Annotated in this window: 23 protein-coding genes and 2 tRNA genes; 6 read left to right on the top strand and 19 right to left on the bottom strand. The window is 45.5% G+C overall.

The genetic code is table 11. The annotated features are described in order from the left end of the window. Window positions 1-10: 10 nt before the first annotated feature. The 3 genes from AABA75_RS15315 to AABA75_RS15305 all read right to left on the bottom strand — a co-directional run bounded on the left by AABA75_RS15315 (window position 11) and on the right by AABA75_RS15305 (window position 2,856). A complete protein-coding gene (locus AABA75_RS15315) occupies window positions 11-1,309 on the bottom strand; it encodes a GntP family permease (protein WP_338293522.1) in 1,299 nt (432 codons plus the stop codon). A gap of 150 nt (window positions 1,310-1,459) precedes the next feature. Further along, a complete protein-coding gene (locus tag AABA75_RS15310) occupies window positions 1,460-1,972 on the bottom strand; it encodes a protein tyrosine phosphatase family protein (RefSeq protein WP_338293521.1) in 513 nt (170 codons plus the stop codon). Beyond that, window positions 1,969-2,856 (bottom strand): MBL fold metallo-hydrolase, encoded by an 888-nt coding sequence (locus tag AABA75_RS15305; RefSeq protein WP_338293519.1) that lies wholly within the window; start codon window positions 2,854-2,856, stop codon window positions 1,969-1,971. Before AABA75_RS15305 ends, AABA75_RS15310 begins: the two co-directional genes overlap by 4 nt. Window positions 2,857-2,927: 71 nt before the next feature. Here AABA75_RS15305 and AABA75_RS15300 point away from each other — a divergent pair, with 71 nt between their 5' ends. After that, the gene (locus AABA75_RS15300; RefSeq protein ID WP_338293518.1) at window positions 2,928-3,077 is read left to right on the top strand and encodes a hypothetical protein; all 150 of its coding nucleotides are present in this window, start codon (window positions 2,928-2,930) and stop codon (window positions 3,075-3,077) included. On the opposite strand, the gene chrA is transcribed toward AABA75_RS15300, so the two are convergent. Genes chrA through gloA form a run of 4 tightly spaced genes read right to left on the bottom strand, consistent with a single transcriptional unit; the run spans window position 3,074 to window position 6,242 of the window. Beyond that, window positions 3,074-4,225 carry a chromate efflux transporter gene (gene chrA / locus AABA75_RS15295; RefSeq protein ID WP_338293517.1) on the bottom strand — a complete coding sequence of 384 codons (1,152 nt, stop codon included), beginning with the start codon at window positions 4,223-4,225 and terminating at the stop codon, window positions 3,074-3,076. The two genes, AABA75_RS15300 and chrA, sit on opposite strands and share 4 nt — an antisense overlap. Before the next feature lies 1 nt (window position 4,226). Further along, window positions 4,227-5,222, bottom strand: coding sequence for a glycerophosphodiester phosphodiesterase (gene glpQ / locus AABA75_RS15290; protein WP_338293516.1), 996 nt, complete (start codon window positions 5,220-5,222; stop codon window positions 4,227-4,229). A 23-nt stretch (window positions 5,223-5,245) separates the two neighbouring features. After that, entirely contained in the window at window positions 5,246-5,827 is a 582-nt protein-coding gene (locus AABA75_RS15285) for a DUF2846 domain-containing protein (RefSeq protein ID WP_338293515.1), read from the bottom strand. 28 nt (window positions 5,828-5,855) lie between these two features. Beyond that, complete coding sequence (gloA, locus tag AABA75_RS15280) at window positions 5,856-6,242, bottom strand: lactoylglutathione lyase (RefSeq protein ID WP_338293514.1); 387 nt, start codon at window positions 6,240-6,242, stop codon at window positions 5,856-5,858. Between the two features lie 339 nt (window positions 6,243-6,581). On the opposite strand from gloA, the gene cspE reads away from it, so the two are divergent. Beyond that, window positions 6,582-6,794 (top strand): transcription antiterminator/RNA stability regulator CspE, encoded by a 213-nt coding sequence (cspE, locus tag AABA75_RS15275; protein WP_338293513.1) that lies wholly within the window; start codon window positions 6,582-6,584, stop codon window positions 6,792-6,794. 149 nt (window positions 6,795-6,943) lie between these two features. Beyond that, window positions 6,944-7,126: a hypothetical protein gene (locus AABA75_RS15270; RefSeq protein ID WP_338293511.1), complete on the top strand. Its 183-nt coding sequence runs from the start codon at window positions 6,944-6,946 to the stop codon at window positions 7,124-7,126. 58 nt (window positions 7,127-7,184) lie between these two features. On the opposite strand, the gene nth is transcribed toward AABA75_RS15270, so the two are convergent. The 9 genes from nth to AABA75_RS15225 form a co-directional block, all read right to left on the bottom strand. Then, window positions 7,185-7,865 (bottom strand): endonuclease III, encoded by a 681-nt coding sequence (gene nth / locus AABA75_RS15265; RefSeq protein WP_338293509.1) that lies wholly within the window; start codon window positions 7,863-7,865, stop codon window positions 7,185-7,187. A gap of 29 nt (window positions 7,866-7,894) precedes the next feature. Further along, a complete protein-coding gene (locus AABA75_RS15260; RefSeq protein WP_338293508.1) occupies window positions 7,895-8,593 on the bottom strand; it encodes an electron transport complex subunit E in 699 nt (232 codons plus the stop codon). Continuing rightward, entirely contained in the window at window positions 8,586-9,224 is a 639-nt protein-coding gene (gene rsxG / locus AABA75_RS15255; protein WP_338293507.1) for an electron transport complex subunit RsxG, read from the bottom strand. The genes AABA75_RS15260 and rsxG overlap by 8 nt, the downstream gene beginning before the upstream one ends. After that, window positions 9,221-10,327: an electron transport complex subunit RsxD gene (gene rsxD, locus AABA75_RS15250; protein WP_338293506.1), complete on the bottom strand. Its 1,107-nt coding sequence runs from the start codon at window positions 10,325-10,327 to the stop codon at window positions 9,221-9,223. The genes rsxG and rsxD overlap by 4 nt, the downstream gene beginning before the upstream one ends. A gap of 6 nt (window positions 10,328-10,333) precedes the next feature. Continuing rightward, window positions 10,334-12,448 carry an electron transport complex subunit RsxC gene (gene rsxC / locus AABA75_RS15245; RefSeq protein WP_338293504.1) on the bottom strand — a complete coding sequence of 705 codons (2,115 nt, stop codon included), beginning with the start codon at window positions 12,446-12,448 and terminating at the stop codon, window positions 10,334-10,336. 10 nt (window positions 12,449-12,458) lie between these two features. Next, on the bottom strand, window positions 12,459-13,001 hold the full coding sequence (gene rsxB / locus AABA75_RS15240) for an electron transport complex subunit RsxB (protein WP_338293502.1): 543 nt from the start codon (window positions 12,999-13,001) through the stop codon (window positions 12,459-12,461). 9 nt (window positions 13,002-13,010) lie between these two features. Then, entirely contained in the window at window positions 13,011-13,595 is a 585-nt protein-coding gene (gene rsxA / locus AABA75_RS15235) for an electron transport complex subunit RsxA (RefSeq protein WP_338293500.1), read from the bottom strand. 152 nt (window positions 13,596-13,747) lie between these two features. After that, window positions 13,748-13,824: transfer RNA gene (locus AABA75_RS15230), tRNA-Asn, on the bottom strand. Between the two features lie 28 nt (window positions 13,825-13,852). Beyond that, a tRNA-Asn gene (locus AABA75_RS15225) sits at window positions 13,853-13,929 on the bottom strand. 1,206 nt (window positions 13,930-15,135) lie between these two features. Here AABA75_RS15225 and AABA75_RS15220 point away from each other — a divergent pair. From AABA75_RS15220 to AABA75_RS15210, 3 genes are all read left to right on the top strand, one after another. Further along, window positions 15,136-16,464, top strand: coding sequence for an MATE family efflux transporter (locus AABA75_RS15220; protein ID WP_338293499.1), 1,329 nt, complete (start codon window positions 15,136-15,138; stop codon window positions 16,462-16,464). Further along, window positions 16,461-18,461, top strand: coding sequence for an excinuclease ABC subunit UvrB (uvrB, locus tag AABA75_RS15215; RefSeq protein ID WP_338293498.1), 2,001 nt, complete (start codon window positions 16,461-16,463; stop codon window positions 18,459-18,461). The genes AABA75_RS15220 and uvrB overlap by 4 nt, the downstream gene beginning before the upstream one ends. 188 nt (window positions 18,462-18,649) lie before the next feature. Next, the gene (locus tag AABA75_RS15210) at window positions 18,650-19,603 is read left to right on the top strand and encodes a LysR family transcriptional regulator (protein WP_338293496.1); all 954 of its coding nucleotides are present in this window, start codon (window positions 18,650-18,652) and stop codon (window positions 19,601-19,603) included. Window positions 19,604-19,667: 64 nt separating this feature from the next. On the opposite strand, the gene AABA75_RS15205 is transcribed toward AABA75_RS15210, so the two are convergent. The 3 genes from AABA75_RS15205 to queC form a co-directional block, all read right to left on the bottom strand. Beyond that, window positions 19,668-19,895, bottom strand: a complete 228-nt coding sequence (locus AABA75_RS15205) for a hypothetical protein (protein ID WP_338293495.1) — start codon at window positions 19,893-19,895, stop codon at window positions 19,668-19,670. A gap of 171 nt (window positions 19,896-20,066) precedes the next feature. Further along, window positions 20,067-20,885, bottom strand: a complete 819-nt coding sequence (gene cysE, locus AABA75_RS15200; RefSeq protein WP_338293494.1) for a serine O-acetyltransferase — start codon at window positions 20,883-20,885, stop codon at window positions 20,067-20,069. Window positions 20,886-21,040: 155 nt separating this feature from the next. Next, the gene (queC, locus tag AABA75_RS15195; RefSeq protein WP_338293493.1) at window positions 21,041-21,700 is read right to left on the bottom strand and encodes a 7-cyano-7-deazaguanine synthase QueC; all 660 of its coding nucleotides are present in this window, start codon (window positions 21,698-21,700) and stop codon (window positions 21,041-21,043) included. Between the last annotated feature and the right edge of the window lie 63 nt (window positions 21,701-21,763).

Below are 21,763 nucleotides of genomic sequence, written 5' to 3'. Positions count from 1 at the left end.
GGCTTTTTTGTTAGAACACCGAAAACAGAGCAACGGCTAACATCAAACCTACCAAGGGAATAACCACAGTGAGGGCCGCCACCGGCCAATAGGCTTGCTGGTGAGTCTCGCCACAGATAGCGCGAATTGTGGTCACGATATAGCCGTTGTGGGGCAGTGTATCGATGGCGCCAGATGAGATAGATACAATACGGTGTAACTGCTCGGGATTCACACCTTGCTCTAAATAATGCGGCCCAAGCAGCGGCATTGCTATTGCCTGGCCTCCAGAAGCTGACCCTGTTAATCCGGCAATCACGCTAACGGCTACCGCCGCCCCTACAAGTTCATTGCCAGGCAAGCTGGTCATAACAGATACGGCGCTTTCAAAAGCCGGAGTCGCTTTAGCCACCGAACCAAAGCCCACGACAGCGGCAGTATTACCAATCGCCAATAGTGCGCCCACCGTGCCCTGATTCACCGCAGAAGAGATATCCTTGAAGCGTTTAAAGTTGAGTACTAGCAAGGTGAGTACTCCACCACCTAATGCCACAATCAGTGCCAGCTGCTGCAGGGATTCATGAAAGGCGAAGGACAATCCCAACACCACAAACAAAGGCAAGATGCTGAGCCAGAAGTTAGGTAACTCTCGCTGCTCTGTCAGGTCAGGATCGCTTTCCCGGCTATTAAATCGCTCGCCATTAGCCACGGCGTTTTGGATCATTCTATTCAACCACCAAAATCCCCACACTGCCATAAACAAAGACACCACCAGACTCACCTCCCAGGCGGCAAAAGGGGATGTACCCAGGTATTTAATGGGGATCCAGTTTTGGATTTCCGGAGAGCCGGCACTGGTCATGGTAAATGTCACCGAGCCAAAGGCTAATGCTGCCGGAATAAAGCGGCGGGGCAGATTAGCGTCTTTGAATAAGCTCAGTGCCATGGGATACACCGAAAATGCCACCACGAAAACACTGACACCACCATAAGTTAAGACTGCACAAGCCAATACGACTGCAACGACAGCGTGCTTTTTACCCAGCTTGCCAATGATGGTATTGGCTATCGCATCAGCACAACCCGTGTCTTCCATGAACTTGCCAAATAAGGCTCCCAACAAAAACATAAAAAACCAGGCGGCAACGAAGCCGGAAAAGCCATTCATATAACTACTGATGAAATTATTGTCTCCCAAAAACACAGGTAAGCCGGAAAACAGCGCCGTGAACAGCGCACATAAGGGAGCCGCAATGAATAAATTGAAACCGCGAATAGTAAGGAATATCAAAAGGGCAAGGCCACCGAACAGGCCAATGAAACTCATCATGGTAAGGCTATTTATTGTTGTTTTTGCCTAGTTTGCGAGATAACCAAAGCAATGTCAGCCTTTCGCTGTGAAAAAGTTAACAAAGAATTAACATGAGGTTGAAAGGGATGTTTACAGGTGTTGTAAACATCCGCACTGCTACGATTATTCTTACTGAACGTCGAGCAGGCTCTCAACATGGCCTCTGAGCGATGTCATACCGGACTCAAGGCCAATAACGATGGCTTCTTCTTTAGATTTGTCGTTGTTCCAAAATGCATCCAAAGCAAACATAGCTCCAACGCGATTGCCACTACCACAATGCAAAAACACACCATCCTGATGTTCGTTTAACGCCGCGTGAAAGCGTGCCACGTTTTCCTGTGACAAAGCATCTTTACTATCAATGGGGATATGCACATAGTTCATACCCAGTTGTTCCACTACCGCAGCTTCGTCAAAGTCGCTGAACTCACCTTGACCACGGAAATTGATAATGGTTTTAACCCCGCTTTTGGCCAGAGCTTCAAGTTCAGCTTTATCGGGTTGGCCTCCGGTATAAACCTGATTTGGCAACTGTTTCAAGTTTCTGATGTCTGCCGCACCCTCGATTACGGATGCCTGAACGGCTGCAATATTTAGTGTTAGTGCGCACAGCATTACAAAGGTCGATAGTAATTTCATTGTGATTCTCCGATTTTAGCTTTTTGGTTGAGCTCTCTGAATTTAAGCTTTCCCATATTTTCAATTTGCTTTAAAAATTCACCAAAACCAGTACGGTCAATATAGGGATTTGTACCACTTTTGTGTTGTTTTCTTGCAAATAGTTGTGCCCGGTGGGGGTGGTTAGCCAGGTTAACATCAAACGGACGTTGTTCATGCAGTCTGCGTAGCTTAAGGACACTTTCTTGATAGAACTTGGCTAAGGCGAGAGATTGAAAGTTGGTGCCTACACCGCCAAAAATCAGTGCCCGATAAGGTGTATTATTATCAAAAACATCTAGTGCGATTGAAATAGCCCCATCGGTGTGGCCAGGAGTGCTGATCACTTTCATTGTGGTATCGCCTCGCTTGATGACATCATTGTCCTGCAGGTACTTAATATTTTGGGGCAAAGGAACGCTGGCGTTGTCCGCTTTTTGCAACCATTGATTAAGGACCTTATGAGATTCGATCGTCATTAACACTTCAGCGCCACTTTGTACCTGTAACCAACCAGCCCCACTGGCGTGATCGGAATGACCGTGAGTAATCAATATCAAGGTGATATCTGTTATATCAAAACCCAGGCCGCTGATATTTGAGGCTATCCATTGGCTCCATGGGTATTCCAGCGTATCTATAACAATCAACCCTTCTGAAGTTTTCACCAGATAAGAAGACACCCACTTGTCACCCACGTAATAAACATTATCGAAAAGTTTAAATGGCGGTACGTAGCCAGCTTTCTCTGATTGAGGAGGTGGGCTTGTATCCGCTATGGCGAAATGACTAAACGTGCTTAATAGACAGAACCACAAAAGTTGAGCCGCTGGTAAAACTTTCCGCTTAAAAATCGGTTTTTTCATTCAAGTAATTTTCCCTTATGGCCGATAGCTAAAGCAGAGCAAGTGATTTTAAAAAATAGCAAGGTAACCTAATGAACATAAGCAAAAAAGCAGACCAAGGGCCGTTAGAAGCATTGCGTAAATTCATCTTTTTGAGCTGCAATTCCATTGGCTTTGGCGCCGCCGCCTACCTGATTTTCCTGGCCTTTGTCACGGTGCAAACCGGTTCTGCGGGCTATTAAACCAACAGGGTAGCCCCGGCTAACACATAAAACCCAACCAGCCACATCACCGGGGCTTTGATGGACTTTAAAAGCCAGAGCCCCACTATTACCAGCACCATTTCCATTGCACCACTGACTGCACTGATAAACACTGGTTGATACAGCGCACTAAGTAACAATCCCGTAACGCAGGCATTAATGCCCAACATTGCACCTTGTAATTTAGGGTTGTCAGATAAGGACTGCCAGGATTTCAAAAATCCAATAAGCAATAAAAACCCCGGTAAAAAGATCATCAGGGTGGCAATACTTGCTCCCAATAAAGGTGTTGCAGGTAACCAGTGATAACCCAACCAAGTGGCAAAGGTAAACATGGGACCCGGAATAGCCTGTGCAGCGGCATAGCCCGACAGAAATACATCGTTGCTGATAGTGTCACTCAACATACTTTGCAACATGGGCAGGACCACGTGTCCACCACCAAACACCAGGCTACCGGCATGAAAAAAAGTATTCGCCATGGCCAGTTCTGGTGCAATGTGAGCAGCAAACGGTAAGCCTAATAGCATTAACCCAAAGAGCAACAGTGCGAGTGAATTGGGTTTGACGGCAGATGTTGGTTTGTTTTGCGGCGCTGCACTGGTCTTTAACCTAATCAGGCCCACCAAAGCACAGATTAACAATAACAACATTTGCAGCATGAGTGATGGTAATAAAATACAACTCACAGCGGTAACAGCGAACAATGTCTGGGTGATTTTGTTGTTACAGAAACTGTTAAACATACCCAACGTAGCATCAGCTACCACCACCACAGCCAGTAATTTTAAGCCTTGCACAATACCTTGATAGACAGGCGTGTCATTTAACCCGGTACCAAAGCTGGCCAATAATAAAATGATGATGACTGAGGGTAGGGTAAAAGCCACAAAGGCTGCTATACCGCCAGCCAAACCTGCCATGCGATAGCCGATGGCAAAACCCGTTTGGCTCGAGCCCGGACCCGGCAGGAATTGTGACAAAGCGACTATTTGGGCGTAGTCGTCGTTACTTAGCCAGTTGAGTTCATCCACGAAGCGCTTTTTAAAATACCCAAGGTGGGCGGCTGGGCCACCGAAACTAATGCAACCCAACAACAGAAATTGTTTAAACACGGAGAAAAGCATATTAGTGTCCATCGATTTGATTGAGATATTGCACAACTCTGTCGCTAAAGTCGGAAAATACCCCATCTACTTTGGCAATCTGGAATAGGGCATCCAATAATTCTTGTTCAGAGATCCCTGTTGGCAATGCATCTGTACGAAAGGTATAGGGATGCACTAACAGTCCAGCGGCTTGTGCTCGCTCAGTATAACCAGTTAAAACATATTGGCCTTCTCTAAAGTTCAGGATTTGTGGTATCCAGGGACCAATACCATCAGCTACTGCTGCGATTTCTGCAAGCCCGTTTGGGGTTTTTAAATACTCGTAATTCGTATCCGATTCACCCCATTCATTTTCTGCAATAAGTTGTACAAGCTGTGTTTTCAGCCCCAGTTCCCGGCGCAAGCGTTTAGTGTGTTTAAAATCAAAGCACTGCACAAACACCTTGGCTTGTTTGTGATTGAGGTTATGTTTATTCAAGCTATTAAGCAGAATTTCTGCAATGTCTTGGCCTTGGTCGAGGTGCCATTGGGGCGCTTTGATTTCGATATACCAACCGACATTTTTATTCAGTTGACGATTTAGTTGCTGAATAATCTGAATGTGCTCTGCCAGTGTTGCTATCTGAAATCCGGCTTTGCCTCGAAAGCGGTTTTCATACACTTGCTGTTGTTCTGTATTGGTGCGTTCTCTCACCTGTAGGGATTTTAATTCCGCCAGATTCAAATCAATGGCGTAATAGCGACCATCCGGGCGTTTTCGGTTCGGGAATTTTTGTGCTACATCAGTGGTGGTATCAATGTGGATGTCATGTAATACCGTCAGGTGGCCATCTTTACTGAGTACCAGATCTTGTTCTACATAATCGGCACCTTGCATGTAAGCCATGACTAAGGCTTCAGTGGTGTGTTCTGGCAGGTAGCCAGATGCGCCGCGGTGGGCGATGACCAATGGCTTTGCCAGTAGGGTAGTGCTGCACAAATACAGTAAGATGAGAGACGACGATAATTTATTCATGGTAATTACGAGTCGCCAGGGCTTTACTCAGATTCACGCAAAGACTTCAGAATTTCCAAAGCAGTAGACTCTTCGTGGATATCAAGACCATAAGAGTATGTGTAAATGTCTGCACCCGTTTTGTAATACCATTCTATATAGACAATTTCGCCAGGAACTGTGTTTAATGTTTCATAATCGTTATCAGAGAAATAATCGGCTCTAAAATAAACAGCGCCACTTGGGACCTCTGCTCGGATAAATCCTCCGTTTTTCAAACAACCAATTTCTTTACCGTTCAAATAGATATCTGGACATGTCGCTCCTCCCCCGAATGCCCATTGTCGCATAACGTAAACGGTTGTAGTTTCATCAGAAAATGATTTTATTTGCTCAAATTTACCACCAGAAGCAGCGCATCCAGTTAACAATATGGTTAATAAAACGATAAACACCTTCATTGTTTTTCTCCATGAGAATAAAAAACTTTTTATGAGCTTACTTTGCTCATATAGTCCATCTAAGTTGTTGACTAATTTGCCAACAGCATTGCTATTGGGGATAACACTGCAAACAAAAAACGCGGCTCTAGTACCTTTGTTTATGCTGCCGTTAGTGATAGACAAAATTTTTGTCTGCACTACAGCAGGCCGATTAACTCCCGGTTTCAATCAACTCAATAGCATAACCGTCAGGGTCCCGCACAAACGCAATAACGGTGCTGCCACCTTTAACCGGACCGGGTTCGCGGTAAACATCTCCACCTCGCGCCTTTATGGCGTCGCACATGGCGTATATGTCTGTTACGGCAAACGCTACGTGCCCATAGGCATTGCCCATGTCATAGCTGTCGGTATCCCAGTTCCAAGTAAGTTCTAAAACCGCCTGCTCTGATTCATCCCCATAGCCTACAAACGCCAGGGTATAGCGGTATTGCTCGTTATCGCTTTTGCGCAACAATTTCATGCCCATTACATCGGTATAAAATGCAATGGATTTGTCCAGGTCGGCAACACGCAGCATGGTGTGAAGCATTCGCATAATTGGTTCCTTAGTGTAATAGTGAAAGTGTAAAACAGGTTACTGATACGCAGTGAATATACAAGTTGGTTGCGTCAAAATGATGAAAACTCCGGGTGTTCATAGAGAAACTGATTCAGTTATTTTCGACAAATTACCGATAATAATAGACATTGTGATCTAATCACTGTACCTTGAACGGGCTTTAGATTGTAAATCTTCTCTACTACTGCGCTGTACCCTCTTTAATCTTCTTTTTAATCCAAAGGCTTTTATCGATATACATGCTTTACTAGCCAGATCGTTCTATCGCTTCATCGGTGATTTCACCAAACAAAAAGATTTTTAAAGGTAATTATTATGTCAAATTCAGTATCAGGTACGGTTAAGTGGTTTAACGAAGACAAAGGTTTTGGTTTTTTATCTCCAAGTGACGGCGGTAAAGACGTTTTTGTTCATTTTCGTTCGATTGCATCTGAAGGCTTCAAAACCTTGGTTGAAGGCCAAAGCGTTACATTTAACGTTGAGCAAGGTCAGAAAGGCCCTCAAGCCAGCAACGTTGTTGTAGGCTAAACGATACCACTCGATATTAAGGGCCGAATTTTCTTCTCGGCCTTTTGATCCCCCGCAAAGATTCCAATTTATTTTCAATTCTTAGACCTGTTTTCAAAACACAATAGTGTATCAGGGAAACTCCTCTCATAATTCAAGGAAGTTATTTAATGTCATACTATTTTGAAGGGCACCATTATCGTGCCGCTTTACCTATTGCATCGATATCCATCAACAAATGTAATGTGGTATTCACTGACCAAGCCCGTCAACAAAAACTGCGTTTTAGCAATAACCTGCAAAGTCGCAGGTTTGTCAGTTGGCTGGTAAATCTTGCTCAGCTGGAGAAATAATCGCTGCAATTGCCATATGTGCCTACCAAAACGTGAGGTATGGCTAAAGTCTGGATGACTACTTTTTCTTCTTACTTTGCGCTTTCAATACTTCATTGATAAAGCTTTTGCGCCCGTATTGGCGGGTGATGATGCACTTGTCCAACGAGAATCCTCGGGCCGGACAGTATTCCCGTCCGTAATAGATAATCTGCAGGTGCAGGTCATTCCATTTTTCTTTCGGGAACAATCGTTTGGCATCGCGCTCGGTTTGCTCAACACTCTTACCATTTGATAAACCCCAGCGATACATCAAGCGATGGATGTGAGTGTCGACCGGAAAAGCGGGGATGCCAAAAGCTTGCGCCATCACCACTGAAGCCGTTTTATGTCCCACACCGGGCATGGCTTCCAGGGCTTTGAAGTCTGCTGGAACTTGGCCGTTGTGTTGTTTGATGATCATATCTGACAGGTGCCAGATGCCTTTGGATTTCATGGGGGACAGGCCGCAGGGTTTGATGATCTCTTTAATTTCATCAATGCTAAGCATCACCATGTCGTATGGGTTATCAGCTCTGGCAAAAAGTTTTGGCGTGATTTGATTGGCTCTTTCATCCGTGCATTGTGCCGACAACAATACGGCCACCAACAGGGTGTAAGGATCTTTGTGATCCAATGGAATCGGCACTTCTGGATAGAGCTCATCAAGGATGGCAACAATGGCCTTTACTTTTTCTTGTTTTGACAGGCTTGGGGTCATGCTTTATATCTTCAATTTGAGAGAGTTAATCAGGCGTCGCTGGTGACTCGGGCACGGGTTACTTCTTTTTGCGTCTGCGGGCCTTCCACTGCATTTTCAACGCGATCATTGAGCAGGTTTTTCAGCGCGATTAACAGTCCCATACCCAAAAATGCACCGGGCGGTAAAATCGCTAACAGGAATGGACTGTCTGTGGTGAAGATCTCTAACTTCAGACTGCGCGCCCATTCACCCAGCAATAAATGCATGCCGTCAAACAGGGTACCATTTCCTAATAATTCACGCATGGCACCTAATAGCACCAACACGATTAAAAAGCCCATACCCATAATGAAACCGTCGTAGGCGGATTGTTTCAGCGGATTTTTTGACGCGTAGGCTTCCGCACGGCCGATAATGGCGCAGTTGGTTACGATTAATGGAATGAATATCCCTAATGCTTGATAGAGGCTATAGGTATAGGCCTGCATCAACAATTCAACGATTGTCACAAAGGTGGCAATAACTAACACAAACACTGGAATTCGAATTTCATTAGGAACCAGGTTTCGCACCAAAGATACAGTGCAGTTGGAGCCGATCAATACCAAGGTAGTGGCAATACCTAAGCCAAGGGCGTTCACCACCGAGCTGGTTACGGCAAGTAACGGGCACAATCCCAATAATTGCACTAATGCGGCATTATTCTTCCACAAACCTTGCCAGGTCAGTTGTTGATATTCAGTCATTGGCGGTGTCCTTTGCGGCGTTGCATTGGTTTGGCAAATCAAATATCGCCTGGTAGTTTTCCTGTACGAAAGTGACTGTGTCTTTTACACCGTTGACAAGGGCACGAGGGGTGATAGTGGCACCGGTAAACTGATCGAAACGACCGCCATCTTTTTTCACTGCCCAATCAGGGCGGCTAACGGCAGCTGTGGCCTGGTTATCGAAGGCGTGGATCCAATCACTGATGCGCAGTTCAATTTTATCTCCTAATCCCGGCGTTTCCTTGTGCTCCAGTACCCTCACACCACCGATTTTACTGTTATCGATCACAGAAACCAGATATTTGATATTGCCACCATAGCCTTGTTTAGTAACGGCTTCTATCACTAAACCTGAGGGTTGTTGATTGAGAAAGCTGCGATAGATTTTGTATTCATCGCCAGCGGGAGAGTTAAGCACTGTGCAGTTTTGAGCAATGGCGTTGTCCCAATAGTTTGCTGGAAAGACCTCGGTGATGGTTTGCAGCGCTTTGCTTTGCACTTGTTTGGCAATAACCGGCGAAGTAACCCAATGAGTGATGGCAATTAGCATGGTGGTAGCAAGCGTAAAACCACCCAGAATCGCCCCATTTCTGGAAATACCCTTAATCATTTATTACTCCCGCTCTTGCGCTGAGCACTTGATTGCTGGTTGTGGCCATAGGTTCTTGGGCGTGTGTAATAGTCTATGACCGGAACACACATGTTCATTAGCAATACCGAGAAAGCGATGGCATCTGGATAGCCACCCCAAGTGCGAATGATGTAAACCCACAGCCCAACCCCAAAACCAAAGATTATTCGTCCTTTGTTACTGGTGGCGGCTGTGACCGGATCGGTGATGATAAAAAATGCACCTAACATAGTCCCCCCGCTGAATAAATGCAGCAGCGGTGATACGTTGGTATCAGGCGAAACAAGCCATGCCAGTAGTGCAGGGAGCCCCAAACCTGCCAACATGCCTACCGGGAGATGCCAGTTGATCAGATTAAATTGCAACAATAAAAAGCCGCCCAGTAAAAAGGCGATATTGATCCAGAACCAGCCTTTGCCGAAACCCGCCGCAATGTTACCTGCGTCGATAAAAAGGGCAGAGCTGGTAATTTCTGGCACAGTGAGGCCCTTGTTCAGCTGATTTTTAATTTCATCCAGCGGGGTGGCCATGGTAAAGCCATCAATGTTGGTTCTCAGTTGCAAGACGCTGTAGCCTTCCGTGGTATAGCCGGTAAAGGTGATGGATAGCGCATCCATCAGGTTATGACTTATCTGCGACAGTTCCATCACCGGAGCCCAGGCAGTCATCTGTACCGGAAAGGAGATCAACAACACCACATAAGCTGTCATTGCCGGGTTAAACAGATTAAAACCCAAACCACCGTATAACTGTTTGGCGATAGCAATCGCAAAAAAAGCGCCAATGGCTGTCATCCACCAGGGTGCGAATGGCGGAATGGATATACCAAGAAGCAGTGCTGTGACAAGGGCACTGGAGTCTTTAACGGCCAGTTCAAAATTCTTTTTGCGCAGCTCAAGTATGAGCACTTCGGTAACAACGGCCACAAGACAGGCGATAAGAATATTGATTAAGGTACCAAAGCCAAAGAACCAGGTTTGCACCGCGATACCCGGTACCGCAAACAGCATAACCAGCTGCATGATTTCCTGGGTGCTGCGTTTCTGGCGTAAATGTGGAGAACTGGCAAGGAATAATTTCATAACGGGTTAGTTCTCGTCATCGGTGTTATTGTCAGATTGGGCTCTGGCAGCTTTTTTGGCTTTAGCCCTGGCGATAGCCGCGGCAATTTTATCCTGTTTGGAGATTTCTGCTTTTACTGTTTCATCCGAAGCAGTGTTGTCTGAACCGGGCTCTTCCAGTACAAGTTCTGGTTGTTGCTCTTCTGCTTTATCAGATGCTGAAGATGGAGTACTGCTTGCAGCACTGTTTTGCAGTTTTTTCGCTTTGGCTCGTGCTATCGCGGCTGCAACTCGGGCTTTTTTATCCTCTTCCGGATTCACTTCAGCGCCGTCTTTGGGCTCAGTGACGTCTTTGGGCTCAGGGCTGCGAGCGTCGGCTGTGTCTTTTACTGCATCGGTTTGCGAGGTGCTTGGCTGTTCATCTTCAGCGTTTGTGGCCTGGGCTTGTTGCGCTTTTTTGGCTTTTGCTCTGGCGATAGCTGCCGCAACTCTGTCTTGCTGATCCGATGGCGTAAGGCTGCTTTGTACATCCGCTGCTTCGTTTTGCTGCGAAGCCGTTTCAGTTTGTTGTTGCGCTTTTTTAGCCTTGGCACGAGCCAGCGCAGCAGCGACGCGATCATTCGCAGTGCCGGCTTCGGGCTTGTCGGGTTGATTTTCTTTCTTTTTCTGCCGCTCAGCACGGGCTGCTGCACTTTGACGGGCTTTTTCTTCTCGTTCTTGTTTTTCTTTTTCTAAGCGGGCATTCCGGGCTTCAAAGCGCTCTTTGGCTTTGGACGCTTTCAGTGCCTCGTCTTCCTGGATGCGAATTTCTGCTTTGGCACTTCGATAAGAATGTACCAGCGGAATATTGCTGGGACAGACAAAAGCACAGGCTCCACATTCTATACAGTCAAACAAGTTGAGCTCTTTGGCTTTGTCGAATTCTTTACTTTGTGCGTGCCAGTGCAATTGTTGTGGCAATAAACCAGCTGGACACGCATCGGCACAGGCTCCACAGCGAATGCAGGGCAGCTCCTCTCCCGGTGTGGGCATTTCAGTGTCGGCGGGAACTAATAAACAGTTAGTGGTTTTTACCACCGGCACCAGATCCGAATGCAAGGTATAACCCATCATAGGGCCACCCATAATGATGCGCCTTTGCGCCTGCTTCTCGCTTATATAACTGGCTTGCTCAATGGCATGCCCCACTGGTGTGCCGATTGGCAACCAGGCGTTTTGTGGGCGCTCAATCGCTTCTCCAGTCAGGGTTACTACTCTTTCTATCAGGGGTTTACCACTGAATACTGCATCCGCAATTGCAAAGCAGGTACCGACATTGTGCATAATAATGCCAATGTCTACCGGTAAGCCTCTTGATGGCACTTCTTTACCGGTAAGCACCTGAATAAGCTGCTTTTCGCCGCCAGCGGGATATTTGGTTTCTACCGCGCAAAGCAAATAGTTACTGTTGTCCTGAAAGGCAATTTCCATCGCTGCAAAGGCTTCAGGTTTGTTGTCTTCGATGGCGATAAGCACTTGCTGTGGCTTGAGAATATGGCACAGCACATCGATGCCTTGGCGGATTTGCCAAGCGTGTTCACGCATCAGTCGATCATCAGAGGTAATGTAAGGTTCGCATTCGACACCATTGATGATCAGAAACTCGATGTTTTTACCCGAAGACAACTTGATATGAGCCGGAAAGCCGGCGCCACCCATTCCGGCGATGCCAGCACTGCAAATTTCTTCTACGAGCGAAACGCGAGGCAACGATTGATAATCGGAAAGGGGCTTGAGATCGATCCACTCTTCTTGACCATCGGGCTGTAACACAATAGTTTTTTCTTCAATACCGGAAGGGGAGTTGGATACGTGGTCCTCTACCGAAACAATAGTGCCGGAAGTGGGGGCATGAACTGGCACCGCGAAGGGGTTCATACTATGAGTTAATTGCTGGCCTTTTAACACCCGCTGATTAATTTCAACTGAGACTCGACCGGCAACACCAACATGCTGTTTTACCGGTATGTAGAGCTTATCTGCCAGAGGAAGGCGCTCAATCTCTTGCTCATTAGATAAGGATTTTTTACCGGGCGGATTAACGCCGCCAGGGAACTGCCAAAATTGGCCTTTTTTTATTTTAGCGATGATGTCTGTCAGCATGGCATTATCCCTATTTTACTTCTTTAATCGGGATGGCGTTAAGTTGCCAGCGCCAGTTCTTTTCGGTTTCTTTGACAGGCACCATATCAATGCAATCTACAGGGCAGGGGGCGACACAGAGATCACAACCGGTGCACTCATCAACGATTACGGTATGCATCTGGCGCGTTGCACCGACAATGGCATCTACAGGGCAGGCCTGAATGCACTTAGTACAGCCGATGCACTCGTCCTCGCGAATGTAAGCGACTTTTTTAACGTCTTCTTCGCCGTGGGCTGCGTCCAGCGGTTTAGCCTCAACGCCCATTAACTCTGCGAGTTTTTTAATGGTGGTTTCGCCGCCGGGAGGGCATTTATTGATGTCGTCACCATTGGCGATTGCCTCGGCATAGGGCTTACAGCCGGGATAACCGCACTGGCCACACTGCGTCTGCGGCAATATCTCGTCAATCTGATCAACTAATGGATCGCTCTCAACACGAAAACGTATAGCGGCATAGCCAAGTAATGCGCCAAAAAGTAATGCCAGTAGTGTAATCGCAATAAAACTCAAACCGACTCCCTAAGAAAACTTAACCAATCCAGAGAAACCCATAAAGGCCAGTGACATTAAACCCGCTGTTACCATCGCAATAGCGGCACCTTTAAAGGGCACCGGAACGTCAGCGGCGGCAAGGCGTTCTCGCATGGCAGAAAACAACACCAACACTACAGAGAAGCCGATAGCGGCACCAAAGCCATACAATACGGACTCAACAAAACTGTGTTGCTCTTTAATATTTAACAAAGCGACACCCAATACCGCGCAGTTGGTGGTAATGAGAGGTAAGAAGATACCCAGCAAGCGATATAGGGTAGGGCTGGTTTTATTGACCACCATTTCGGTAAATTGCACCACAACCGCAATCACTAATATAAAACTGAGGGTGCGCAGGTAAGTCAGCCCTAATGGAAACAGGACGTATTGTTCTACCAGGTAGCTGCAAACTGAAGCGAGCGTTAATACAAAAGTCGTCGCCATTGACATACCAATAGCCGTCTCCAGCTTACTGGATACGCCCATAAAGGGGCATAAACCGAGAAACTGTACGAGGACGAAATTGTTCACTAGTACCGTGCTTAAGAGCAGCAGCAGAAATTCAGTCATGAGCGCTTTTTAAAGATTAAAGAGTGAATGGTGAAAAACGGCGTCTATTATCCAGTTTTATGAGCAGATAAACAACTTATGAAACATAGGGTTATTACTGTTTTATAGTGAGATTGTAAGTTTTTGAAGAAAAACGCGAAGAAGTAAGAGAGTGGCTCCCCCTCCCCGACTCGAACGGGGGACCTGCGGATTAACAGTCCGTCGCTCTAACCAACTGAGCTAAGGGGGAACAGATAGACATTTTATGGCAAATTAAGTGGCTCCCCCTCCCCGACTCGAACGGGGGACCTGCGGATTAACAGTCCGTCGCTCTAACCAACTGAGCTAAGGGGGAACGTAACTTAATTTCTACGTTGCTAATGAAGCTTGAGTTTGAGGGCATCACAACCCGCCTCGTCACAACGGACGCGAATAATAAAGAGCTGACCGGGAGGTGTCAATATTATTACAAAATTATTTTTTCAATCGCTGATTTATTCGCCTAAGAAGGTGCTGTCATCGGGTTTAATCTGCGTATTAATGTGAATTCAGAATGCATCGTCGAAAAGTTCTGTTGTTCATTACTGGGAATGAAAACCAAAATGAAAAGTCATTCATATAACAGTTGGCAGATGACTGTTTTTTGTCACTTATAAATTGTGGGTTAAACGTATCCCACAAAATACGATTATAAAAATGACAAATTTATGAAAAAAAGATCTATTAAATTATACAAGTACTGCTTTTTCATACAGTAATTAACAATTTGTTAACGACGTTCAGCGCCGCTTAACGTTAGTGTTAACTTACCTTTTTTTTACCTTAAAACCTTCAGCATCACGTGTTTATTGGGAAATCCACAGTTATCCACTAAATCTGTGGATAACTATGTGAATTAAATTAGAACACATGCACGCAGGCCCCAATGTACCGTGTCAAGTTGTTATCTTAAAAAATCCAAAATAAGTGTTTAAGTTTATTTAAAACAATGACTTAAGGTTTTGTTAAGAATTGTAACTCCGGCTCTGGTCTATTTTTGAGCAGCGTTTTTTAGCTTGTGTGTTATTTGTTAAGTCAATAAAAAAAAATCAAAAAAATACACTTTTTTTGCTTGATTTTGTTTTGCAAATGGCTAAGGCATCAGAAAAGATGAAAGCGGTTTCAAAGATATGGAGACTGCAACAGCGCCTCGTTGAAACAAATACATAGATATTTATATGACATTTATTTGACAATTACACTGGGTTAAACCGGAATGTGCAATTTTTTGATGCGGTGGCTGGTGGCTTGTCATCATTTTAATTAGCCGTGAACCGATAAGTCGACAAAAAAAAGTTACAAACTATTCTGAACACGGCGTAGCCTATCCTGACACCATAAAGTAAACTAACCCGCAATTCTGGCTGAGCAAAGAATATAACGGTCGTTAAACTGGTCAATATTCGACATCTAAACTAAGCCCCAAACTTCCATTACCAAAATAACGAGTAGCCATATAGTGTCCAATGCCTCAAGAGCCCCCAATTTATTAGAAGGGAATATCCACTCAACCCTGAAAACGATGACTATACCCGTCGTTTACGGCATGATCTTACTGATGACATTTGGACTAGTGGATACTTTTTTCGTTAGTTTGCTAGGTACTGAACAGCTTGCTGCAATTAGTTTTACTTTTCCTGTTACCTTTACCGTTATTAGTCTTAACATTGGCTTGGGGATTGGTACTTCTGCCACCATAGCTCGTCTAATGGGCGCTGGCGATAAAAGCACGGCCCACGGGGTCGGCACTGGCGCGTTAATACTATCTTTCATTATGGCGTCTGTTCTGGCAATTATTGGGTTTATCTCGATAGAGCCTATTTTTACCCTGCTTGGGGCATCGGAAGCGGAAATGCCCTATATCAAAGATTACATGTTAGTTTGGTACGGTGCTGGAATCTTTTTGTCGTTACCAATGGTGGGCAATGCTGTACTCAGAGCCAATGGCGATACCAAAACACCCAGTATGATTATGGCCTTAGGCGGAGCCATCAATGCCATTCTCGATCCGATACTGATTTTTGGATGGGGTCCCATTCCCGCTATGGGGATTCAAGGTGCTGCTTTGGCCACGCTTATTGCTTGGGCAATAGGGAGTGGACAAATCATTCATTTATTGGCTTTTAAACGCAAGTTGATTATGCCAAGAATGCTGAGTTTCTCAGAGCTGAGAGAATACAGCCGTAATATCTTAAAGATTGGCGTACCTGCTGCCGGAGCAAATATGTTGACCCCTATAGCCAACGGAGTCATGACAGCGATAGTGGCAGGTTACGGCTCGGCTGCTGTGGCTTCCTGGGGAGTAGGGGGGCGCATTGAGTCTATTGCCAGCATCATGATACTAGCTTTGTCTATGACCTTACCACCATTTATAAGTCAGAATTATGGTGCCTCAAAGATCAACCGGGTAAAAGACGCTTATGTGATATGTCTCAAGTTTGTTCTGTTTTGGCAGTTCGCGGTCTTCCTGGTTATGTGGTTTTTAGCGCCGTTTATTGCACAAATTTTTGCTCAGGAAAAAGAAGTCGTTAATCTCATTCAGTTATTCTTGATGATTGTGCCGATCGGCTACGGTTTACAGGGGATTATCATTCTCACCAATTCTTCTTTTAACGCTATGCACAAGCCGATGAGCGCACTGTTATTAAGTGTGATCAGATTGTTCGTATTCTTCGTACCGATCTCGTGGTTAGGCAGTTTGTTATTTGAACTCAAGGGGATGTTTTGGATGGGCGTATTAGCTAATTTCCTCACGGCTACTGTGGCGTTTCTCTGGTTCAGAAAACTGCTCAACGAAGAAATGGATTCAATTTCCAGCAATGATACGGGGATAAGTGATACAGCATCATGACCAGAGGATTCGAGCTCAAATCTAAATATCAACCGGCGGGCGACCAACCGCAAGCAATCGACGCGTTAGTAGAAGGTTTAGGTTATGGCCTTGCCCATCAAACCTTGTTGGGTGTTACGGGGTCAGGTAAAACTTTCACTATGGCTAACATCATTGAAAAGGTGCAGCGGCCAACACTCATTCTGGCCCACAACAAGACATTGGCTGCGCAGCTCTATGGAGAGATGAAGGAGTTTTTTCCCAATAACGCGGTTGAGTATTTTGTGTCTTATTATGATTACTACCAGCCAGAAGCCTATGTTCCCACCACCGACACCTTTATAGAAAAAGACGCGTCTATTAATGATCATATTGAGCAGATGCGCTTGTCGGCTACCAAAGCCTTGATGGAGAGGCGAGATGTTGTGATTGTCTCCAGTGTCTCTGCTATATATGGTTTGGGCGACCCTGAGTCTTGCATGAAAATGCTGTTGCATTTGCGTCAAGGCGACATTATGGATCAGCGAGATATATTACGTCGCCTTGCAGAGCTGCAATACAAGCGCAACGACGTTAACTTTGAACGGGGTACCTTTAGAGTACGTGGCGATGTCATTGACATTTTCCCTGCGGATTCTGAAAAACAAGGGGTCAGAGTCGAATTGTTTGATGAAGAAATCGAGCGTATTCAACTGTTCGATCCCCTTACTGGCACTATTGAAAAACAAGTGGCCAGAGCGACAGTATTCCCTAAAACCCATTACGTTACGCCCAGAGAAAAAATCCTGGCTGCTATTGAGCGTATTAAGGTAGAGCTAAAAGAAAGACAAGCTCAGCTCAAAGAAGTTAACAAACTGATTGAAGAGCAGCGTATTACCCAGCGTACCCAGTTTGATATTGAGATGATGACAGAACTGGGTTATTGCTCTGGTATCGAAAACTACAGTCGTTACTTGTCGGGGAGAGACCCCGGTGAGCCGCCGCCAACATTAATTGACTATTTTCCCGCTGATGGTTTGATGTTCATTGATGAATCCCACGTAACGGTGTCGCAAATCGGTGCCATGTACAAAGGCGACCGATCCCGAAAAGAAACGCTGGTGGAGTATGGTTTTCGTTTGCCTTCGGCATTGGATAATCGCCCACTCAAATTTGAAGAATTTGAGACGTTCAGCCCACAAACTATTTATGTTTCCGCGACGCCGGGCAAATACGAACTGGAGAAATCATCTGGTGATGTGGTAGAGCAGGTGGTCAGGCCTACAGGATTGGTGGATCCAGAACTAGAAATCCGTCCGGTGGGCACCCAGGTTGATGATTTATTGTCTGAAATTCACAAGCGGGTGAAGGTTAACGAACGGGTCTTAGTGACGACACTGACAAAACGTATGGCTGAGGATCTTAGCGATTATCTGAATGAGCATCAGGTTAAGGTGCGTTATTTGCACTCTGACATTGATACCGTTGAGCGGATGGAAATTATTCGGGATTTGCGCTTAGGAAAATTTGATGTACTGGTGGGGATCAACCTGTTGCGGGAAGGCCTGGATATGCCAGAGGTGAGTTTGGTTGCGATTTTGGATGCCGATAAAGAAGGCTTCCTTCGCTCCGATCGTTCATTGATTCAAACCATTGGTCGTGCCGCTCGAAATATCAATGGCAAGGCTATCCTGTACGCCGATTCCATAACAGGCTCCATGCAACGAGCCATAGACGAAACTAATCGTCGCCGCGAAAAACAAGAAGCCTTTAACGAAGAAAACGGCATAACACCACAGCCGCTGCACAAGCCAGTGACTGATGTGATGGACATGGGCAGTGATGGCGAAGGGACAACCCATGAGTTAGCTGCGGAGCCGCCGGGACAATATAATCTTGATCCTAAGTCACTAATGGCAGAAATAGCGCGACTGGAAAAACAAATGTTTGAGCATGCTCAGAATCTGGAGTTTGAACAAGCAGCCGCGGTTCGAGACCAGGTAGAAGCGTTGCGCTCACAAGTGGTTCAGCGCTCATAAACTGGAATTATACTACTCAAAACAGCCATTTGGGTTAAATAACTCTACACATTTGCACGGATTTGTAGTGCTACTTCACAATTTGAAGCCATCACTAGGGCAACTTCAGGTTTCGTGAATTAGTATAAAATCAAATACGTTTGGTGTGGCTTTATCTGCATCAGTTATAGATAAAAGTGGTGAGTATCATGTTAAATCGTCTTCAGGAATCCGATATTAAGCTGTTAAGGGTGTTTTTTGCCGTAGCATCGTGTAATGGATTTACCGCAGCTGAACCTGTGTTACGTATGCAAAGACCTAACATTAGTGCGGCAATCAAAAAGCTGGAAGAAAGGTTGGATTTGATTTTGTGCCAACGAGGACGAGGCGGCTTTCAGTTAACCAAAGAAGGTGAAATTGTATATCAGGAAACTAAGCGCATTTTCAGTGCTTTTGATAATTTTGTGTTTAATCTGAAAAGTTTACACGACGATTACTCCGGCCACATTACTCTGGTGGTGCAATCCTCTCTCTCATCGGGCGTTATGGCTGCCGTAGCAAAAGCGGTACAAAGCACCATGAAAAAATTCGACGATATACATGTAAATATTCAGACTCGCCAATATCAGGAAATAGAGCATGTTGCGCTTTCTGGCGAGTGTCACCTGGTATTGTCTTGTTATGACTTAGTCAAGCCTGAATCGGTAAACTTTAACGAGATTAACACAAGTGTTACCGGTAAGTTGTATTGTGCGAAAAGTCATATCCTTTCAAAAGTAGATAGTTTGAAAGAGGTTGCGCTTGAGGACTTCCCAGCTGTAGGGATGTCCGGCCTGTCATCGGGAAATTACGTGCGCGATGGCCAAAGGTTATCAGTTAAAATCTGGTCAGACTGTTGGGAATCCTGCCGCTCGGCTATCATGACGGGCGAGTACATTGGTTTATTACCGGATTACCTTGTGACCCCGGAAATGCAGGAGTTTATTGTGCCTGTGGCACAAGAGCAGTTCCAGTTTGAACACCAGCTTTACGTGCTGAACGGCAAAAACGTGCGGCTTAACCCGGTACTTAAGCACTGCATTAAAGAGTTAACCTGGTTTATTGAACAATCAGGGCAGGGGGTACAATCTCGACCAAAGCCAAGTCTGGCAGCGGTGAGTTAACAGCTAAACCCGTGCCAGCATAATACGCCTTTTGAGTGCCTCGCAGCTTTTATGCTCGGGGCATCTAATGCAGCAACCGCTCATCAAAGCTACTGCATTGACAATACGCCTCCAGAATTTCCTCAATGACTTTGCCATCCAATTTTTGTAAACCAGATAGTGCTGCCAGAATTAAATCCTGAACATCATAAGGTAAGTGGCTTTGCTCCATGAACAAATGAGCTTTAATTGCCTCGTTTGCTGCAATAAATTTACAAAGTTCCACTGCTTGCGCAGAAATGACTGGATTCATCACCTTCTCCTGTTTGTGTTTTTTTGAACAGGCAGGGTGTTTGGGTTGAGTGCAGTTTAAATTTTTATAGTGTAATAACTATAGTCGATCGTAATGCTGTCATTAAACCAAATCATTCTTATGATTTGGCATTTCGGTTTGTATAGATATATGGAAGCAGAAGTGTATTGCCTATGGCTTATCGTCTGCCAGGACGTTCTGTTCCATGGTATCGCAGGGCTTATTGCAGCAGGGACGACCAACGACCGTTGCTGGTACACCTACTACGGTGACATGGGGAGGTACATGATCTAAAACCACGCTACCGGCACCTACTTTGGAGCCTTGGCCAACCTCAATATTACCCAAAATTTTTGCGCCAGCGCCAATCATGACACCTTCGCGGATTTTGGGATGTCGATCACCCGCGACTTTACCTGTACCGCCCAAGGTAACTGACTGTAAAATCGAAACATTGTCTTCGATAACAGTCGTTTCACCTACGACAATACCGGTAGCATGGTCAAACATAACTCCTTTGCCAATTGTCGCTGCTGGGTGTATGTCCACGCCAAAGGCCTGACTATTTCGACTTTGAATAAACAACGCCAGATCTTTGCGGTTGCGTTGCCACAAATGATGAGCCAGACGATGCACTTGTATGGCTTGGTAGCCTTTAAAATGAATGAGCACCATCAGGTAAGAATGCACCGCGGGGTCTCTGTCATAACAAGCTTTGATATCTTCAATACCCGAAGCAATAATACTTGGATCGGCTTCGTAGGCATCCATAAAAACGTCGCGTATGGCAAGTGCGGGCATCACTTCATCGGCTAATTTATTAGACAGAATAAAGCTCAAAGCAGACTCGAAGTTACGGTGATTCAAAATACAGGCGTGCGCATAGCTGGCCAGTAGTGGTTCCGAAGTGACCACGTGCAAGGCGTCCTCTTGCAACCGTTGCCAGAAACTTTCTTTAATCATAACGACTTTTTCTAATGTGCTTTGCATCTGCCTGTCCCGACATGTATTGATAAATAATCCATAGATTAATACTGCATAATAACGTATCAGGACCGTTAAATTCCGAAATTAATTCACTCTGTATAGAATGAATTGCTATTAGTCAGATTTTAGCCTTATCAGAGATATCCGCAGCTGAGCAGTTAACTCTCGTATTCGAGTGGATCGGGTACACCGTTTTCAGCGAAGGCTTCCAGTCTTTCCTGGCAGGCTCCACATTTACCACAGGCTTTTTCGCGGCCGTTGTAACAGGTCCAGGTTTGCTTGTAATCCAGTCCCATTGTCAAACCATCGGTGAGAATATCGATCTTACTGACAGTTAAATAGGGGGAGTAAATTTCAACAGGTTCATAATTAGCGATGGCGCTGACATCATTCATCTTCTGTACAAATTCCGGGCGACAATCGGGGTAAATTGCATGGTCACCGGAATGAGCGCCGTAATAAACCTTATTAGCACCAATGGCTACCGCATAACCCACAGCCATGGAAAGCAAGATCATATTGCGGTTGGGCACCACCGTCTGTTTCATGCTTTCTTCTTCGTAATGGCCCTCAGGTACCTCGATATCACTGGTGAGGGAGGAGCCACCAATTAGCTGGTTGATGGCAGAAATATCGATAACTTTGTGCTCCACACCCAGCTCGGCACACACACCGGCGGCGTAATCCAGTTCTTTTTTGTGTCTTTGTCCATAATCAAAAGACAGAGGAAACACCTGGTAGCCGTCTTTGATTGCTCGATGTAATACCGTGAACGAATCCATGCCCCCGGAGTAAATCACTACAACTTTTTGTGTCATTTGCCACAATTCTCTATAATCAGTGCGCTATGACGGCGATTCTAGTGGTTTCTTCAGTAAACG

This window comes from Planctobacterium marinum (genome assembly GCF_036322805.1).
GTDB classification, from domain to species: domain Bacteria; phylum Pseudomonadota; class Gammaproteobacteria; order Enterobacterales; family Alteromonadaceae; genus Planctobacterium; species Planctobacterium marinum_A.
Note: the sequence above shows the minus strand (reverse complement) of the source record. Positions and strands in the feature narration are given on the sequence as shown.

Excerpts from the sequence above, each read along its gene's own strand:
- AABA75_RS15315 (WP_338293522.1), bottom strand. The coding sequence starts at position 1,309 with ATGATGAGTTTCATTGGCCTGTTCGGTGGCCTTGCCCTTTTGATATTC.
- AABA75_RS15310 (WP_338293521.1), bottom strand. The coding sequence starts at position 1,972 with ATGAAATTACTATCGACCTTTGTAATGCTGTGCGCACTAACACTAAAT.
- AABA75_RS15305 (WP_338293519.1), bottom strand. The coding sequence starts at position 2,856 with ATGAAAAAACCGATTTTTAAGCGGAAAGTTTTACCAGCGGCTCAACTT.
- AABA75_RS15300 (WP_338293518.1), top strand. The coding sequence starts at position 2,928 with ATGAACATAAGCAAAAAAGCAGACCAAGGGCCGTTAGAAGCATTGCGT.
- chrA (WP_338293517.1), bottom strand. The coding sequence starts at position 4,225 with ATGCTTTTCTCCGTGTTTAAACAATTTCTGTTGTTGGGTTGCATTAGT.
- glpQ (WP_338293516.1), bottom strand. The coding sequence starts at position 5,222 with ATGAATAAATTATCGTCGTCTCTCATCTTACTGTATTTGTGCAGCACT.
- gloA (WP_338293514.1), bottom strand. The coding sequence starts at position 6,242 with ATGCGAATGCTTCACACCATGCTGCGTGTTGCCGACCTGGACAAATCC.
- cspE (WP_338293513.1), top strand. The coding sequence starts at position 6,582 with ATGTCAAATTCAGTATCAGGTACGGTTAAGTGGTTTAACGAAGACAAA.
- AABA75_RS15270 (WP_338293511.1), top strand. The coding sequence starts at position 6,944 with ATGTCATACTATTTTGAAGGGCACCATTATCGTGCCGCTTTACCTATT.
- nth (WP_338293509.1), bottom strand. The coding sequence starts at position 7,865 with ATGACCCCAAGCCTGTCAAAACAAGAAAAAGTAAAGGCCATTGTTGCC.
- AABA75_RS15260 (WP_338293508.1), bottom strand. The coding sequence starts at position 8,593 with ATGACTGAATATCAACAACTGACCTGGCAAGGTTTGTGGAAGAATAAT.
- rsxG (WP_338293507.1), bottom strand. The coding sequence starts at position 9,224 with ATGATTAAGGGTATTTCCAGAAATGGGGCGATTCTGGGTGGTTTTACG.
- rsxD (WP_338293506.1), bottom strand. The coding sequence starts at position 10,327 with ATGAAATTATTCCTTGCCAGTTCTCCACATTTACGCCAGAAACGCAGC.
- rsxC (WP_338293504.1), bottom strand. The coding sequence starts at position 12,448 with ATGCTGACAGACATCATCGCTAAAATAAAAAAAGGCCAATTTTGGCAG.
- rsxA (WP_338293500.1), bottom strand. The coding sequence starts at position 13,595 with ATGACTGAATTTCTGCTGCTGCTCTTAAGCACGGTACTAGTGAACAAT.
- AABA75_RS15220 (WP_338293499.1), top strand. The coding sequence starts at position 15,136 with ATGACTATACCCGTCGTTTACGGCATGATCTTACTGATGACATTTGGA.
- uvrB (WP_338293498.1), top strand. The coding sequence starts at position 16,461 with ATGACCAGAGGATTCGAGCTCAAATCTAAATATCAACCGGCGGGCGAC.
- AABA75_RS15210 (WP_338293496.1), top strand. The coding sequence starts at position 18,650 with ATGTTAAATCGTCTTCAGGAATCCGATATTAAGCTGTTAAGGGTGTTT.
- AABA75_RS15205 (WP_338293495.1), bottom strand. The coding sequence starts at position 19,895 with ATGAATCCAGTCATTTCTGCGCAAGCAGTGGAACTTTGTAAATTTATT.
- cysE (WP_338293494.1), bottom strand. The coding sequence starts at position 20,885 with ATGCAAAGCACATTAGAAAAAGTCGTTATGATTAAAGAAAGTTTCTGG.
- queC (WP_338293493.1), bottom strand. The coding sequence starts at position 21,700 with ATGACACAAAAAGTTGTAGTGATTTACTCCGGGGGCATGGATTCGTTC.